The sequence below is a fragment of the Clostridium sp. MT-14 genome (genome assembly GCF_042436595.1).
In the GTDB taxonomy this organism is placed as follows: Bacteria; Bacillota; Clostridia; order Clostridiales; family Clostridiaceae; genus Clostridium_B; species Clostridium_B aromativorans.
The window spans coordinates 190,725-206,496 of the sequence record NZ_JBHMIY010000003.1 but is presented as its reverse complement, the minus strand read 5'-3'; the positions used below and the strand labels follow the sequence as shown (position 1 = coordinate 206,496).

Below are 15,772 nucleotides of genomic sequence, written 5' to 3'. Positions count from 1 at the left end.
ATGTATAGGAGAAAGGAGCAAAGTATTTTATGGAAAAATCAGATGTATTAAAAGATTTATTGGATGATGTTAATAACGCCCTTGCTTTAATACAAAGTAATATGATTAAAAGGACGGTAAGTCAATTATACGAATTACATGGTAAATTAACTATATTAATAAAATTAAGAGAACATAATAAAAATTCATTTTCAATAACACCAGAAGATCCTTATTATATTACATATAGAGGTCATAAAGTAAGTGATACTATTATACCAAATAAATAAAATGCGTCTTTTATTGCTAACATATAATTGAAAAATTGAGCATATGAAAGTATAATAAAAATAAAAAATTAATTGAGAATAATATATTAATTAGATAAATTAATAAGGAGAGTAAATTATATGAGCTTGAAACAATATGACCAAATATTAAAAGAATCAATAATCCAAAAATTAACACAAAAAAACATTTATTTTGAAAAAGATGATACTTTAGAAAATTTACTAATTAATTATCTCAATGTAATAAATAGAACAATTATTTCTATACCAAGGAGAGTTTATATATCTGATAATATAAACAAAATTATAAAAAAACATAAACTTAATGAAGAATATATAAAAATTATTTTTAAATTTAAATACAATTTTGAAAAGGGAATAGATATGAATGGACATTTAAGTACAAATATATATTATTCTAATTTACTTATAAAGAATAAAAATAAGCGTGGTTATAGAAGATCAAGAGATTATTTATTGGATGATTGGGGCATTTATCACCTTCATTTAAATAATAAAGATGCAAAAAACGAAAAAGAAATGCATAATAATAGATCAAAATATTTATTATTTGTTAAAATAGCTCATAATGCAGTGTATTTTATAGATATATATAATCATAATGAAAAAAATATATTTTCAAAGCAAGAATTATTAGAGATATTAGATAGAAATTGGCATTTTCTTTTAAAATCATATATTATTTCAAATTTATCATCCGTATCTCGAATGACAGATGAAGAAATAGAAAATAGTAGAAAAAAACATGCATATACACTTGTAAATATAAATGGTAAAGTATATCTTCCTATAGGTGGTGGTTTAACAAGTGCTGGGACAAACATTAAGCATACACAACAAGCAGATTTTATTTTAAATAAGAAAAATATATAAATAAATTTATGTTTTTATATAAAATTAATAAATATAAAAAAGGAGTAACTATAAAAATGAATAGAGAATCTCTATTAAGACAATTACAGGAATTACAAGCAGATTTTGAAGATTTAACTAATGAAGAAATAATTGAATGTCGAAAATCAATTCTTAAAAGAATAAATATATGTTTAGCAGAACTAGGTGAATGTGATGAAGATAATATATAAAGATGTTTTTGAAGGTATAAAAAAATTAAATGATAACACAATAAAATGTTGTATTACTTCTCCTCCATATTATAAATGTAGAAATTATGGTAATGAAAAACAATTAGGACTAGAAAAGACACCAGAAAAATATATTGATAATTTATGTAAGGTATTTGATTGTATAAAAAATAAACTAACAAATGATGGCAATTTATTTATAAATATTGGCGATAAATATGATAAAAATAAATCTCTTATGCTTATACCAACAAATTTTGCTACACAAATGAAAAAAAGAAATTGGATATTAAGAAATGATATTATATGGTATAAACCTAATTTTCAACCTTCTCCTGTTACTGATAGACTTACTAATACATATGAACATATATTTCATTTTACAAAAAATAAAAGTTACTATTATAATCTAGATAGCATTAGAATACCAAACAAGTGTAATGATACGAATAATGAAAAGATATTACATAGATTTAAAGATAAAATTAATAATTCAGAGTTAACTAAAGATGAAAAGTCTGATGCTTTAAATGAATTATACAAGTTATATAAAGAAAATAAAATAAATAAAGATGCTCGATTAAAGATAAAAGGACAAAATAAAACATTATTTGGTTCAGACACTAAATTAAGTGGCAGAGCAAAAGAATTACAAAATAAAGGTTATTATTTTCATTGTAATAATCCTAAAGGTAAAAATCCGGGAGATTTATTATCAATAAATATAAAAGCATATCATGGGATTCATGAAGCTGTATTTCCTGAAGAATTGATTGAACCATTAATAAAATGCGGTAGTAATAAAGGCGATATTGTGTTGGATTGTTTTGCAGGAACAGGAACAACTTGTAAAGTTGCAGATAGATTAAGGAGAATTGGAATAGGAATTGAACTTAATAAAATTTAATTAATAAATATGAAAGAAGGAATTAATATTAATAAACCAACCAGTAAGAGGAGATTAATATGAGTATTAAAGCTGAATACCCTGATCGAAATATCCAAAATGTTTATAATTATTTAGATACAATCAGTCTAGATAAATACTTAAAAAAATATAACAATAAGTCTATATATGAATTAATGGAAATTTTAGAACATGATTATGTTTATCAAGATAAATATTCCACAAGTTTATTTGATTATGTTGCTGAAGATGAATTTATATATTATCTAAGAAAAAGATATCTTGATATAAAAATACATGAGGATATACAAATAACTCATTATTTTCATTATAAATAAAATAATATTAATAAAAACTAAACTTTAAGTAGAGGAGGGAATTAATGCGAAATAATAATATTAAAAATTGGAATATAACTAGAAAAGGGATTAATAGGTTTTTCAAGTTAAAAAATGAGCAATGGTTAAAAATTCAATTCATCTATTGTTCAAGTCAGAATGTATGGCTTATGATAATTTGTGTTGCCAATTCCAAAAGACAATGTAATGACTGCATGAAGAAAACGGAAAATAGTCCTAAGATATTATTTGGGAAATGTACTGGAAATAAAGCAGGATTAGAACCTTTTATAATATCCCTAAAATCTTTACTTGAATTTGAGAAAACAATAAGTAATTGTGAAATTAGAATTTTAGGGGCTAATAGCAGATTACGTAATATTTATAAGAGATTGACAAGATATGGCTATCAGATTAGAAAATATAAAGACTTTGGAGAAGATAAAGAATGTGTTTATAAAAATGTTTAATTTAATGATATATATAATAATTTAAAGATGGTGATTAAATGAAATTAATAATAACAGAAAAAGATTTAAATAATTCACACGATCAAAAAGATATAGAAATCAGTATAAATGATATTATAGAAATAACTATTAGTAATACATTTGTTTATACAGGTAGAATCATATATTTTGATAATAAAACTATAAAATTAGATATGTCAACAAAATTTTATAGTAAAACAAAATCATTTGAATTTACAGGAATAAGCCATATTAAATTATGCTTGAAGGCGTAGTCTTGTAAGATATTTTTAGAAAGTAACTTTAAACAATATATTATCAATTAAATTTTGATATTCTCACTTATACTCTTGTTTGCTCTAATTTTCAAGAGTATAAACTTTTTAAAATCTGAATTTTATCCTTTTTTAATCTAGGTATTCTACTTTTCTTCTTTTTAAAATCATATCCTATATTACGATTTATTAAATATTGCCTCATTTGTTCAATAGAGTAATATGGATATGATTTGTTTATTGTATTATGTATAGCATTATAGGACAAAATAGCATCTATGTCTATCTCACTAATACCTGTTAATTCTACTGGTATGCCAATATTTTTTAATGCTTTATATAAAGCTCCAATACCAGCAAAGCTATCAAATAATTTTATCTTAGTAATATTAATCAACTTCTTTCTATTTATTTTTATTAATTTTATATTTACATTAAAATTCAGAAGTTATTTCAAGCTTGTATTAATACTAATAATTATGGTGATATAAGTTTAATAAAACCAAATGAATTGCCAAATTTTGATTTATTTAATTTCAGTTTTCCTTGTTTTATAGCAGGAACATTAGTATTAACTAACAAAGGATATAAAAATATAGAGGATATAAAAGAAGGTGATATGGTTTTAACACATACAAATACATATCAAAAAGTAGTAAAACCAATGATAAATAAAGCTAATAGTATATATAGATTAAAAACAATGTGCAGTGAAGACTTATTAGTTACAGAAGAACATCCTTTTTACGTTAGAAAAAAGAAACGAATAAATACACGTATAAAAGGCAAAGCTGTTAACTATAGAGAATTTTCAAATCCACAATGGGTAAAAATTAAAGACTTATCAAAAGATTATTATGTTGGAATTGCTATAAATCAAGAATCTAAATTACCTAATTGGAATGGAGTAGAAGTGAATAGCACATGGGTAAAATATGGAAATAAAAAATTACTTAATACTATAAAAAAATATTTTAACAATAATGATTTTTGGTGGATTGTTGGAAGATATATGGGTGATGGATGGGTTAAAAATATAATAGATCACAAAGGAACAGATATATATGACTTATACATATGTTGTGCAAAAGATGAACTACATGAAATAACAGATGTTTTAGATAATTTAAATTTAATAAATAATGATTTTAAATATAAATATTATGAAGATAGAACTGTATATAAGATTAGAATTTCAAATGTAGAATTTGCTAAGTTTTTACAACAATTTGGGAAAGGTGCAAAAAATAAGAAACTAAATAATACAATAATAGATTTACCTAAAAATTTATTAAAAAGTTTTCTTGATGGATATATAAGTGCTGATGGTTATTTTACTAAAAATATATATAAATGTTCATCAATTAGTAATAAATTAATATATGGTATAGGACAATGTGTAGCAAAAGTTCATAACGCACCATTCTCAATTTATAAAACTATAAGATCTAAAACTTGTGTAATAGAAGGAAGAATAGTAAATCAAAATGATGTATATGATATAGCTTGGAAAATTGAAAAGAAGAAACAGGATAAAGCATTTTATGAAGATGGTTATATATGGTGTCCGATTAATGGATTGGAGAAAGAACAATATAATGGTTTAGTGTATAATATGGAAGTTGAAAATGATAATTCATATACTGCTAATAATATAATTGTACATAATTGTACCGATATCAGTGTGGCCGGCAAACAGAAAGGTATGAAAGATAAAAAAGGAAACATGACTAGAAGTGGCTTGTATACATATGGAATAAATATTATTCAAGCCAAAAAACCAAAATACATAATGATTGAAAATGTTAAAAACTTAATATCTAAAAAATTTATTAATGATTTTTATAGTATAACAAATGAAATTAATAATATAGGATATAATTGCTATTATCCTAAAAATGATAAAGATAAACCTATATGTTTAAATGCCAAGAATTACGGAGTACCACAGAACAGAGAAAGAATCTATGTCATTTGTATTAGGAAAGATACAGATGATTGTAAATTTCAGTTCCCTGATGGATTTGATAATGGTATAAGATTAAAAGATTTATTAGAAGAACAAGTTGATGAGAAATATTATATCTCTGAAGATAAAACAAGAAAATTATTAACTGAATTAAAAGCTAAAAATATAGGGATTAATCCTTGTTTAACTTCTGATAGAGTAGTTAAAAGCCAAAATGGTAGAAGATTTAAAGAGAATGATGAACCTGCTTTTACGATTAATACACAAGATAAAAATGGAGTATTAATTAATCAAGGGAAAGTGCAATTTAAAGATGATGATATATCTAGTTGTATAAATTCCAATTATTATAAGGGATTAGACAACCATGCTGCTAGAACTGGAATATTAGAGACAGGAGTATATAATCAAAAAGATGGCTTTAAACAAAAAGATATTGGTTGTACACTTGATGCAAGTTACTATAAAGGTCTTGGTAATAATCAAAATAGAAATGCTATTTTAGAATTATCAATATTAAAACCTATTAGAACTAAATCAGGAGAAATTAAAGAACAACGAAAAAATATGACTAGTTTAGAACCCAGGACAGATGAAATAAGTAATACTTTAACTACAGTACAAAAAGACAACTTACTTATAGAACCTAATAACATAGATGTTGTAGGTAAATTAGAAATGAAAGGGCAAGATAATATTCGTAGCGTTTATAATCCAAAAGGTATTAGTCCTGCTTTAACAACTATGGAAGGTGAACATCGTGAACCAAAGATATTAGAATCTAACAATTTAAAGTTTGTAGGCGGTATTGGAGAAAAAGATTGGGCAGGAGATGGGAAACAGAATAGTAGAAATTATCCTCAAGGAAATAGAGTATATGATAGCAAAAATATTGCAGTTAGTCAAACTGCTCAAGGCGGTGGTATAGGAAGTTATACTGGATTATATAAAATAAATAATAATTGCAGAATACGTAAATTAACTCCACTAGAATGTTGGAGATTAATGAGTTTTGATGATGAAGATTTTTATAAAGTTAAAAACATGGGTATATCTGATACTCAACTTTATAAGATGGCAGGAAATTCTATTGTAGTTAAAGTTTTAGAGTACATATTTAAGAATTTATTTGATATATAATTAATAAAATTAATAAATTATATTGACAAGCCATCTTTGTTATGTTACTATAATATTAGTAAAAAAGCTTAAATAAAATTAATAAAGGAGTAATTTAAAATGAAATTTTATGAATTATTGCAGAAGTACTCCAATAAAGATATCCTTGAAGCATTACATAAAAATTATGATGAAGTATCTGATGATGCCTATATTTCGGCTTTAGATGAACTAAGAAGATTAACGCCAACTACAGAAAAACAAAATCTGAAAATTAGAGTCGAATTTCAAAAAGATAACTTTCTTGATGAAGATAATAATAAAGAATATCTTGATTGTGATGGTATTGGCCCGAATGAAAAAGGTGAAATTATAAGATGGGGATTAGAATTTGACCGATGGGAAGATTGGCTTGCTAAAAAAATTGACGAAGAATCCTTTAAAAAATTAGATGATTTAACAATCTTGGCTGGTATTATGTGGGAGTTGACCTATAATGGATATTCTCAGGAAGAAGTTAAAGAAAGAACAGATGATTTGAATAGTAGAATAACAGAAATCAAAGAACATCCTGAGCATCTTAAAAGTTGGAATAAATTAAAAGAAGAATTAGAGGAATAGGAGAATATCATGCAAAAAGGATTAGAAAGAATAGAACAAATTCATTATGTAACTTATGTATATAATAATAAAGAAGAAAAACATAAACATTATATTGAAATGAGTAAAGAAGGTTTTATCAGAGGAAATTGGTTTTGTAATTCACCAGATAATGAAGTTGCTTATTGTAAAACAACAACAATAAAAGATGAATACTATATTCCAAGAAAGCTTAAGGAAAGCGAAAAATTTTATTATGGCTTTAAAAATGGATACTTAGAAAAAGAAGATATAGCAATATATATTAAGAAATATTATACATGTAAATATAATATACCGTTGTACGAGTATTTAGGTATGACAAAAGAACAATGTCAACAATGGATGACTGAAGGTACTATAAAATAATTCTTTTAAAGAAATAAATAAAAGGAGAGATATTAAATGGAAAAATGTTTTATTGCAAATGAGGAGAGTAAGTATAATCGAGACTGGAAAAAATATTTACATATGGTTGACAAACAAAGGAAATTCGTAAATAATTTTTTAAAACAGAAAGGAATCAATTCTCAAAGCTATATGGTTAGAGGAGGTGGTTTTGTGAACATTCCATTTGAAGAAAGTAATAAAAAGGATATTAGTTTGTATATTGAACCAACAAAAGAAAATTTAGAGCAGTTCTCTAAACAATTATGTAAACCAGATAAATATAATATGTGTAAATTCAAACAATCATCAAGAATTAATAAAGAATTTGCACAATTATGTATAGATAATAAAGTAATAATTAATTTATATCAACCACGTGTAGGAGATTATATTGAGTCATTATATAGATATGGTATAGATCAATTCCCTTATGATGATAAATTATATTTTAAAATAAATAGTGAATCTTTAACTGAAGAAACTAATGTACCAGAAGATTGGCAGGAAATCAAATGTAGTGAATTTTATATCACAAAAGAAAAATATGAGCAACAAAAGAAGGAGAATAAATAATATGGGAACGTGTGCTTTTACGGCACACCGTCCAAATAAACTGTATGGATATAATATTTATATACCTAAATATTATAAATTGGGTAGATTAATAAGAGGAGAATGTATAAATTTAATAGAAAAACAGGGAATTAGTAATTTTATTTCAGGAGGAGCTTTAGGTGGTGACACAATATCATTTTTAGTAGTAGATAAATTAAAAAATATATATCCTAATATAAAGAATATATTAGCAATACCATTTAAAAACCAGCCTATAAAATGGTCTAATCAAATAGATATTAATAGATATAACAAAATAAAATCTTTGGCCGATGAAATTATATATGTAGATACTTTGGAGCAATACAAAATAAAAGGATATCAAAAGGATATATATTATCCCGCAAAAATGCAAAAACGCAATGAGTTTATGTGTGATAAAGCCGATATATTAATAGCTGTATGGGACGGTAGTAAAGGGGGTACTGCTAATTGTGTCAGATATATGAAAAAATTAGGTAAAGAAATTATCAGAATTGATCCATGTAATTTATCAGAGGTGAGCATATGTTAAAAATTCAAAAAGCGAGCATTGATTCATGTAAGAGGTGGACTAAAGCAAAATATACTTTATGGGAAAATAATAAAATTTGTATAGTAAAACACTATAGTAGTTGTAGCCCTAGATATTGGAGAGATATTGAAGAATGTTTTGATATGATTATTTATGGTTGTCTTAGTATAATTGGATTTCCACTCGTTTTAATATATACATTATACTCTTTCATACCTGCAATATATATTAAAGATTCCTCCATAGATGAAAAGAAACAAGAACAAAGAAATAAAGCTAATGCAGAAATGGAAATGATACTAAAGAAAGAAGATGATATTAATAATGAATAATAATTTATTTATACTTAAAACAATATCAATAAGACCTAAAACAGAAGAAATTAGACATAAGTATTGGCAAATACACCAAATTAAATATGAAAGAAAAATGCCATATGAGGCATACATTAATTTTTTAAAGAATTGGCATGAATATGATTTCCTATATTCAGAAGAAAATAATTGCTATTTTACTGATTATAATACCGCTAAAGAATTTGCAGAGAATAATGCTTCTGATATAAATGATGGTGGAGTATATAATTATATTGCTATCATAGAAGTACCTTTTGAATGTACGTATGCTAATACAGAAGTAAAAAACATATATGCGTTTAAATATAATCGTAAAAGTGATAAATATACTGAAGTATCCGAAGACTATAATGAAGAGACAAAATATATTTTCAAAGAGTTAGAATGTACAATAAAACAGTGATTTTATAAAATTAATAAATGGAGGAATATAACCATGAACAAAGATAGTTTAGGAGATAGGATGAAAACATATGAAGGAGTCACTAGACATTATTTAACTAGAAGAATGCCTACAATAATAAGGATTGATGGTAAAGCATTCCATTCGTTTACAAAAGGATTAAAAAAACCTTTTGATAATATACTTATAAATTCAATGCAAGAAACAGCTAAATATTTATGTGAAAATATTCAAGGATGTAAAATAGCATATACACAATCGGATGAAATTAGTTTATTATTAACCGATTATGATGATATAAACACTTCTGCATGGTTTGATAATAATATTTCAAAGGTTATTAGTATATCAGCTAGTATGGCGACCTTAGTTTTTAATAAAAATTTTAAAGAAAATACTAATAGCCTGAATGATAAAAATTTTAAAACTTTAGAGGAATATTTAATTACTAAAAAGATATATGAAAAAAAGTTTGATAAAGCTTTATTTGATAGTAGAGTTTTCAATATTCCTAAAGAAGATATTTGTAACTATTTTATTTGGAGACAACAAGATTGTATTAGAAATTCTATTGAGATGGTTGGAAGAACCAATTTTAGCTATAAACAACTATATAAAGTAAATTGTAACCAAATACAAGATAAACTACTCAAAGAAAAAAATATTAACTGGACTACTTTTCCTACTTATCAAAAAAGAGGTAGTTGTATTATAAAAGAAAAATATTATCTAAATGATGATAATAATACTCAAAGGACACGTTGGATTGTTGATAAAAATATACCTGTCTTCACAGAAAATAGAGACTATATAGAGAAATATTTATAAGGAGAAATAATATTTATGATAAAAATAAATAATAATATATATAACCAAGTTAAAAATTGGGTAGAAAATAGATCCACAAAAGTAATTAGTTTTTCTCCTATAGCTATATTTAAAGATATAAGAGAAGATAGATTTATAATAACCCAATATTTAGAACAATTATGTGATAAAGATATCTTACAAAAACAATTTTATTATAATTGTAAATGTGGGAATGAATATATAGTAAAAAGTTTAATAGATTTTCCTGAATACTGTGAAGTATGTGGAGAAGAAATCAATGACCCAATGCATAATAGTTTCTTAGAATATAAAATAATAAGGAGGGAAAATTAATAATATGGAAAAATCTACACAAAAATTAATAGATGAATTAACTAATAAATTAATAATATCTTTAAATGACAATGAAGCACTCTGTCCTACATGTAAGGGATTAAGATTTATATTAGAACAAAGAGGAAAACAGGCATACATAGAGAGTTGTCCAGATTGTTATAATGGCAAAGTATATGTATGCAAACATTGTGGTAAACATAATAAGAGCAATTATTGTAATTGCGATGGAGCCAGAAAAGAAAGAAATGCAGAATTCAATAAAAAGCAACAAGAAAAAGAACAAAAATTATTTGGAAAGGCAAAGAAAATCAAATTTAATGATTATAACGGATATTTTTTTATACCTGATTATGAAGGTCGAGTTTATGATGGTGATGCGGTATATGATTGGTTATGTGATAAAATTAAATATGATAAATTATCTAATGAGGAATTACCTTCATATTTATGGAGTACTTCACCCGAACCTGTATTTGATATGGATTTAAAAGACATTCTCTATGATAAATGTGAAGAAGGATATGAAGACATGGATTCTTTCCTAAACACCGATGATGAAGATTTTAAATTGGCACAACAACATTTAGATAAATGGTATAAAAAACAGGGAGATGCAGTCAACACATATTATGAAAATTATGATATTGCTATATTATTAGATGATGTTATTACCGAAATAAAATATAGAATAAGGATGGGAGAATTATAGTTATGAATTTACAAGATAAAATAAAAGATATTAAATCTTTTAGGCAATTAAAATATAATTGGAATGGATATAATGGAGAACCAATATCTGATATAGTAATAGATAAAGCATTAAATTTAATTAAAGAATTAAAACCTATACCAGAAGTATTTCCAACAGGTCGAGGTAGTATACAATTTGAATGGGGAAAAGATAGTTTATATCTTGAGATGGAAATATTCGAAGATAAAATACAAATATTTAATATAGCCAACAAAAATACAAAAGAAATTAGTATTGGAGATGAATAATTTATGATAAATTGTGAAGTCACACAATGTAGATATAATGAAAACAACATTTGCATAAATAAATCTGTATCTATATCATTTAATTGTGATAGTGATGAAGCTATTTGTACTAATTATGAAGAAAAAGAAGAAATTATAAGAAATAAATATCATATAATAGAACTACCATCAAGTTATGCGAAAGCTGATTATATGGTATTAATGAGATGTATAAGTACTTGCTTTGGTTATTGGGACTATATAAAAAAGGATATTAATAAACTCACAGATAAAAATCCAATTCATATTATTTTAGATCATACTTTACATAATGGAATAAGCAATAATAGATTCATCTTAATGAATTATGATAAAAATAAGACACAATACACTTGTAAAGTTTTTAATACTACTAATGACAGTCCTATTAGAAAAATTAGTTGTGATTATTTTAGAAATCAACCACAACTAATAGAATATAGCATATTAACATTTCCACAAAAGAAAATGATTTTAAAAGGTATAATATTATAGGGGGGAAGAAATAATTATGGGACAAGTAATATGTGTAAGTGATGGTGAAGGCGATTTCTGGGATATAACGCCAGGAAAAATATATACAGTATTAAAAGTAAATCCTGAATATGTGATATATATAAGAAAAGAAGAAGATGGGACTATTATAAAAAATACAACCCCAAGAATACTTATAGAAGATGATGCAAGTCAAGGTTGGTATCCATTATTTTGTTTTAAAACTTTAAAACCTATAAAAAATATAGAGGATTTACTATAAGAAGGAAGTAGATAAAATGGCTATTTTAAAACGTATAATATTATGATAATATGGAGATAATTACTATATCATATAAAATCGAGGTGCTAATAATGGAAAAGGGAAATAATAATCCATATTGTGATATAGATAGAAAAATAATGGAAGGTTATAGTGAACTTGAAGCTGAAATTGCAGTAGCTAAAAAAAGAAAAGAATATATAAGCAAATATGGTTATCTTATTGATTGTGTTATGTCTGATTCAGATGAGATATTTATGCTAGATTGCCATACTCATGGCTTAGTAGATAGTAGAGAACATTTAGAATTACAAGTATTAATGCCTGATTGTGGAGGAGTCAGAGAAACACAGAAAGTAGGTATGGAAATCATTCATAGATGTGTAGATAAAATAGATACAGGTGAGAAATTTAAGGAAAATACTATTTATACCGATATACTTGATGATGATTACTATTTAAAATTTCTTAAATTTAATATACGAAAAGAAAGTATTCTAAGGCTTTTATTACCTGATGAAAATAATATGTTGCCTGATGAAGAAAAATGTAATCCTCTATACAAATATCAGTTGAATAAATATGGCAAATTAAAATAAATTATAAATATTATTTGTAATTTTAGTCATAAAACATAGAATATATGATATTAATAAAGAAGGATGATATATGAAGATAAAAGATACACCATTATATAAGAAATTTCCTCCAAGGACATATACAATAGATTGGAGTAATCCTGATCAACAAGGCAAAAAAACTGGTAAGATGATTACAGGTGGTATGAGTGATGCTCCAAAGGGAAAGAAAACATATATAGATTTGTTAGGAAATATACCAGAAAAACAGACCAATCCAGATGATTTCAGGGGATTAACAACAATAGATAAAATAGATTATCTCCATGCTAGAGAATATGGGTTGGAGCATGAGAAAGCTATGAACTATATGTATAAAAGGATGATTGAAAGAAGAAAGTCCAAACAAGCGTTTGACTTTTAATTGTTGTGATAGTATAATAATTATATATTAATAAAAAGGAGATACGTGATTAATATGACATGGCATTTAATAATTACAAAAGAAGGGCATAGGATTAGTGTACAACAAAATAAAGATAAAGAAGAATTAATAAACAAATTAAATAAGAATTATTCTGATAAGAAATATCATGCTAAAGTAATAGGAATTCCAGAAATCAAATTAGGTCTGAAGTTATATAGAAATGGGCAATATTATAAGACTATAATAGGAATTAGTGATACCTTGTATTATATGACTAATGTTAATACTTTTACTCCTGGAGTTATTCCAGATCCAATGAGGATAGAAAGATTGACACAATTATTTATTAAAGGGCTGCTTGATACTGATATTGAAGAATATGACAATATTGAAAATGCAACTTTTTTCAATCATAGTAGTAAAAAAAATAAATATAATTAGTTGACAGTATAAATATTATGTAGATTAAACAAAAAAGTAAACCAAAGAGAATATAAGGTATAAGCCTTTATATTCTCCTATTTATTATATATATTATCTAAAAAATATCATAATAGCGCCACTTATAATTCCTGCTACTATTAACATTACCAATGTTTTTACCCAATCAGAATTTACTTTATTCTCAGTGGTATGAGAATCATTTTTTAAATTATTTTCCATCATTGTATCAAATTTTTGATCCATCTTATCAAATTTCGTTGAAATAGAAGAAAATTGCTGATTATGATTCTTATTATTTTCTTCTATTATTGTTTCTAAACGAGTAAATTTAATATTTAGGTTCTTATCTACATTATCTACGTGTTTTTCTGTTTCTTTTATGTTTATAGATAGTTGATCGGTAGTATTCTTTAATTCTTCGATATCTTTTGAATTCTTTGATGTATCTAGTTCTACTTTTGTTAATCGATTATTACATCCTATATAATTTCCAGGACATTGTTGAGAATTATTATTTTCCATTTTTATACATCATTCCTTTCCACATAGAAGCTTTTATTATTTCTATTAAATTACTAATGTAAATTTTTATTAATATTAAAACGGGGATTTTATATTGTAAATTTATCCATTTCAGCTCTCAATTTATTTTCATCTTTTTGTAAATAAAAATCCTTAGTTACTTGGGTTGATAAATGATGTAAGGCTGATGAAACCGATTCTAGAGACATTCCAGCCTTATATCTTAGGTCTGAACCTGAATGCCTTAAATCATGCATAGATAAGGCAGGTTCATTAATAATTGCACCTATCTTTTTAATCCAACTACTTTTCATTGTACTCACATTAACTTTATCATATTTGCTATCATAATAAGAAATAAATAAATAATCACACTCAATGCCTTTTTCTTTTCTTTCGTTTATCCATTTTTCTATTAAATTTAAGCATCTATCATCAATAAATAAATTTACTTTATATCCTTCTTTTTCGACAACATTTTCTATAACCTTATTTTCAAGATTAATCTGTTCCAATTTTATATTATTCAAAGCATTAACTCTTGCCATAGTATACAATCCTAATTCAAACATTAAAGTTAATTGTGTATTATTAATTTCTTTTAATCCCTTTCGAATTTTTTGAACTTGATCTAAAGTTAAAAAAACACGTTTAATTTCATAAATTCCTTTTTGTATTTTTGGTCTTTCTAATAGATCTACTGGATTTTCCTTAATTTTTCTTTTCTTTTTATAATATAGATACATAGAAGATAATGTGGATAATCTCCTAGCCATTCTTCTATCTTTATTTTCAAAAACACTTTGACACATTGCCAAAAAATCCTCTAATATATCAGCCATATCGTCAATATCTATATCAAAAATATATTGATTATCATAATTTTTTAAAATAAATACAAAAAATTGATTCATATCCGAAGTATAGTTCATTTTTGTACTTTCTGCCAAACTTCTCTTTCCATTTAAATATTTTTTCCATAACAATATATTTTTAGGATTTATTTGCTCTATTAATTCTGGAGTTGTATATTGTACTTTTTTTCTAGTCATTAGCATCAATCCTTTCATTAGTTTTAGATTCTTTATTTATTAATTTTATTCTTTGCCAAACCTTTAATAAAGCTTTTAATTTATCATTTTTAATAAAGACAAAAAATTTTTTATAATTATTGGGATTCAATCCAACAACACAATATTTCATTTCGTGTCTTATTAAAAATCTTAATAATTTTTTACTATAACAAATAAATAATTTTATTTCTTTCTTATCAGCATCTAACATATAATATCCCCTTTCCATAACCTTTATTAATTATTTATGCAAAACTATAAAAAAACGACCTTCACAGAACCATTTTAAACTACATTAAATGAAATATAGATAAATTATATGTCTAAGCTATAAAATGTCTTATATAAGCTATAACTACAATTCTACCCCATTACTGAAAATAACATAAAAAAATAGAAGGTTTTTGCCCTTCTATA

27 protein-coding genes are annotated in these 15,772 nt (G+C 24.7%); 23 read left to right on the top strand and 4 right to left on the bottom strand.

Annotated features, from left to right (window positions below; all coding sequences use genetic code 11):
* Positions 1–29: 29 nt before the first annotated feature.
* The 7 genes from ACFHWD_RS04375 to ACFHWD_RS04345 all read left to right on the top strand — a co-directional run bounded on the left by ACFHWD_RS04375 (position 30) and on the right by ACFHWD_RS04345 (position 3,365).
* Positions 30–269, top strand: coding sequence for a hypothetical protein (locus tag ACFHWD_RS04375; RefSeq protein WP_378060755.1), 240 nt, complete (start codon positions 30–32; stop codon positions 267–269).
* A gap of 120 nt (positions 270–389) precedes the next feature.
* Entirely contained in the window at positions 390–1,163 is a 774-nt protein-coding gene (locus ACFHWD_RS04370; RefSeq protein ID WP_378060753.1) for a hypothetical protein, read from the top strand.
* Positions 1,164–1,219: 56 nt separating this feature from the next.
* Positions 1,220–1,375, top strand: coding sequence for a hypothetical protein (locus ACFHWD_RS04365; protein ID WP_378060751.1), 156 nt, complete (start codon positions 1,220–1,222; stop codon positions 1,373–1,375).
* Positions 1,359–2,282 (top strand): DNA-methyltransferase, encoded by a 924-nt coding sequence (locus ACFHWD_RS04360; protein ID WP_378060749.1) that lies wholly within the window; start codon positions 1,359–1,361, stop codon positions 2,280–2,282. Before ACFHWD_RS04365 ends, ACFHWD_RS04360 begins: the two co-directional genes overlap by 17 nt.
* Positions 2,283–2,341: 59 nt before the next feature.
* Positions 2,342–2,620, top strand: a complete 279-nt coding sequence (locus ACFHWD_RS04355) for a hypothetical protein (RefSeq protein ID WP_378060747.1) — start codon at positions 2,342–2,344, stop codon at positions 2,618–2,620.
* Between the two features lie 44 nt (positions 2,621–2,664).
* Positions 2,665–3,090: a hypothetical protein gene (locus ACFHWD_RS04350; protein ID WP_378060745.1), complete on the top strand. Its 426-nt coding sequence runs from the start codon at positions 2,665–2,667 to the stop codon at positions 3,088–3,090.
* Between the two features lie 38 nt (positions 3,091–3,128).
* Positions 3,129–3,365, top strand: a complete 237-nt coding sequence (locus ACFHWD_RS04345) for a hypothetical protein (RefSeq protein ID WP_378060743.1) — start codon at positions 3,129–3,131, stop codon at positions 3,363–3,365.
* Positions 3,366–3,456: 91 nt separating this feature from the next.
* Here ACFHWD_RS04345 and ACFHWD_RS04340 read toward each other — a convergent pair whose 3' ends face one another.
* The gene (locus tag ACFHWD_RS04340; protein WP_378060741.1) at positions 3,457–3,762 is read right to left on the bottom strand and encodes a hypothetical protein; all 306 of its coding nucleotides are present in this window, start codon (positions 3,760–3,762) and stop codon (positions 3,457–3,459) included.
* A 114-nt stretch (positions 3,763–3,876) separates the two neighbouring features.
* Between ACFHWD_RS04340 and dcm the strand changes: the two genes are divergently transcribed.
* The 16 genes from dcm (at position 3,877) to ACFHWD_RS04260 (ending at position 13,757) form a co-directional block, all read left to right on the top strand.
* Positions 3,877–6,474: a DNA (cytosine-5-)-methyltransferase gene (dcm, locus tag ACFHWD_RS04335; protein ID WP_378060739.1), complete on the top strand. Its 2,598-nt coding sequence runs from the start codon at positions 3,877–3,879 to the stop codon at positions 6,472–6,474.
* 99 nt (positions 6,475–6,573) lie between these two features.
* Positions 6,574–7,074 carry a DUF6557 family protein gene (locus ACFHWD_RS04330; RefSeq protein ID WP_378060737.1) on the top strand — a complete coding sequence of 167 codons (501 nt, stop codon included), beginning with the start codon at positions 6,574–6,576 and terminating at the stop codon, positions 7,072–7,074.
* 9 nt (positions 7,075–7,083) lie between these two features.
* A complete protein-coding gene (locus ACFHWD_RS04325; RefSeq protein WP_378060735.1) occupies positions 7,084–7,461 on the top strand; it encodes a hypothetical protein in 378 nt (125 codons plus the stop codon).
* Positions 7,462–7,497: 36 nt separating this feature from the next.
* On the top strand, positions 7,498–8,055 hold the full coding sequence (locus tag ACFHWD_RS04320) for a hypothetical protein (RefSeq protein WP_378060733.1): 558 nt from the start codon (positions 7,498–7,500) through the stop codon (positions 8,053–8,055).
* Position 8,056: 1 nt separating this feature from the next.
* Positions 8,057–8,611 carry an SLOG family protein gene (locus tag ACFHWD_RS04315; RefSeq protein WP_378060731.1) on the top strand — a complete coding sequence of 185 codons (555 nt, stop codon included), beginning with the start codon at positions 8,057–8,059 and terminating at the stop codon, positions 8,609–8,611.
* Positions 8,605–8,943 (top strand): hypothetical protein, encoded by a 339-nt coding sequence (locus ACFHWD_RS04310; protein ID WP_378060729.1) that lies wholly within the window; start codon positions 8,605–8,607, stop codon positions 8,941–8,943. The genes ACFHWD_RS04315 and ACFHWD_RS04310 overlap by 7 nt, the downstream gene beginning before the upstream one ends.
* Positions 8,936–9,370, top strand: a complete 435-nt coding sequence (locus ACFHWD_RS04305) for a hypothetical protein (protein WP_378060727.1) — start codon at positions 8,936–8,938, stop codon at positions 9,368–9,370. Before ACFHWD_RS04310 ends, ACFHWD_RS04305 begins: the two co-directional genes overlap by 8 nt.
* A 33-nt stretch (positions 9,371–9,403) precedes the next feature.
* Positions 9,404–10,198, top strand: a complete 795-nt coding sequence (locus tag ACFHWD_RS04300) for a tRNA(His) guanylyltransferase Thg1 family protein (protein WP_378060725.1) — start codon at positions 9,404–9,406, stop codon at positions 10,196–10,198.
* Positions 10,199–10,213: 15 nt separating this feature from the next.
* On the top strand, positions 10,214–10,534 hold the full coding sequence (locus ACFHWD_RS04295; RefSeq protein ID WP_378060723.1) for a hypothetical protein: 321 nt from the start codon (positions 10,214–10,216) through the stop codon (positions 10,532–10,534).
* A 4-nt stretch (positions 10,535–10,538) separates the two neighbouring features.
* On the top strand, positions 10,539–11,246 hold the full coding sequence (locus tag ACFHWD_RS04290) for a hypothetical protein (RefSeq protein WP_378060721.1): 708 nt from the start codon (positions 10,539–10,541) through the stop codon (positions 11,244–11,246).
* 2 nt (positions 11,247–11,248) lie between these two features.
* Positions 11,249–11,536, top strand: coding sequence for a hypothetical protein (locus ACFHWD_RS04285; RefSeq protein WP_378060719.1), 288 nt, complete (start codon positions 11,249–11,251; stop codon positions 11,534–11,536).
* 3 nt (positions 11,537–11,539) lie between these two features.
* Complete coding sequence (locus tag ACFHWD_RS04280; protein WP_378060717.1) at positions 11,540–12,049, top strand: type II toxin-antitoxin system RnlB family antitoxin; 510 nt, start codon at positions 11,540–11,542, stop codon at positions 12,047–12,049.
* Positions 12,050–12,065: 16 nt separating this feature from the next.
* On the top strand, positions 12,066–12,311 hold the full coding sequence (locus ACFHWD_RS04275) for a hypothetical protein (RefSeq protein WP_378060715.1): 246 nt from the start codon (positions 12,066–12,068) through the stop codon (positions 12,309–12,311).
* A gap of 92 nt (positions 12,312–12,403) precedes the next feature.
* Complete coding sequence (locus tag ACFHWD_RS04270; protein ID WP_378060713.1) at positions 12,404–12,910, top strand: hypothetical protein; 507 nt, start codon at positions 12,404–12,406, stop codon at positions 12,908–12,910.
* A gap of 70 nt (positions 12,911–12,980) precedes the next feature.
* Positions 12,981–13,313, top strand: coding sequence for a hypothetical protein (locus ACFHWD_RS04265; protein ID WP_378060711.1), 333 nt, complete (start codon positions 12,981–12,983; stop codon positions 13,311–13,313).
* Positions 13,314–13,367: 54 nt separating this feature from the next.
* Positions 13,368–13,757 (top strand): hypothetical protein, encoded by a 390-nt coding sequence (locus ACFHWD_RS04260; protein ID WP_378060709.1) that lies wholly within the window; start codon positions 13,368–13,370, stop codon positions 13,755–13,757.
* 93 nt (positions 13,758–13,850) lie between these two features.
* On the opposite strand, the gene ACFHWD_RS04255 is transcribed toward ACFHWD_RS04260, so the two are convergent.
* The 3 genes from ACFHWD_RS04255 to ACFHWD_RS04245 form a co-directional block, all read right to left on the bottom strand.
* Positions 13,851–14,282 (bottom strand): hypothetical protein, encoded by a 432-nt coding sequence (locus tag ACFHWD_RS04255; RefSeq protein WP_378060707.1) that lies wholly within the window; start codon positions 14,280–14,282, stop codon positions 13,851–13,853.
* Between the two features lie 89 nt (positions 14,283–14,371).
* Positions 14,372–15,334 (bottom strand): tyrosine-type recombinase/integrase, encoded by a 963-nt coding sequence (locus tag ACFHWD_RS04250; RefSeq protein ID WP_378060705.1) that lies wholly within the window; start codon positions 15,332–15,334, stop codon positions 14,372–14,374.
* The gene (locus ACFHWD_RS04245) at positions 15,327–15,566 is read right to left on the bottom strand and encodes a hypothetical protein (RefSeq protein ID WP_378060703.1); all 240 of its coding nucleotides are present in this window, start codon (positions 15,564–15,566) and stop codon (positions 15,327–15,329) included. The genes ACFHWD_RS04250 and ACFHWD_RS04245 overlap by 8 nt, the downstream gene beginning before the upstream one ends.
* Positions 15,567–15,772 lie beyond the last annotated feature (206 nt).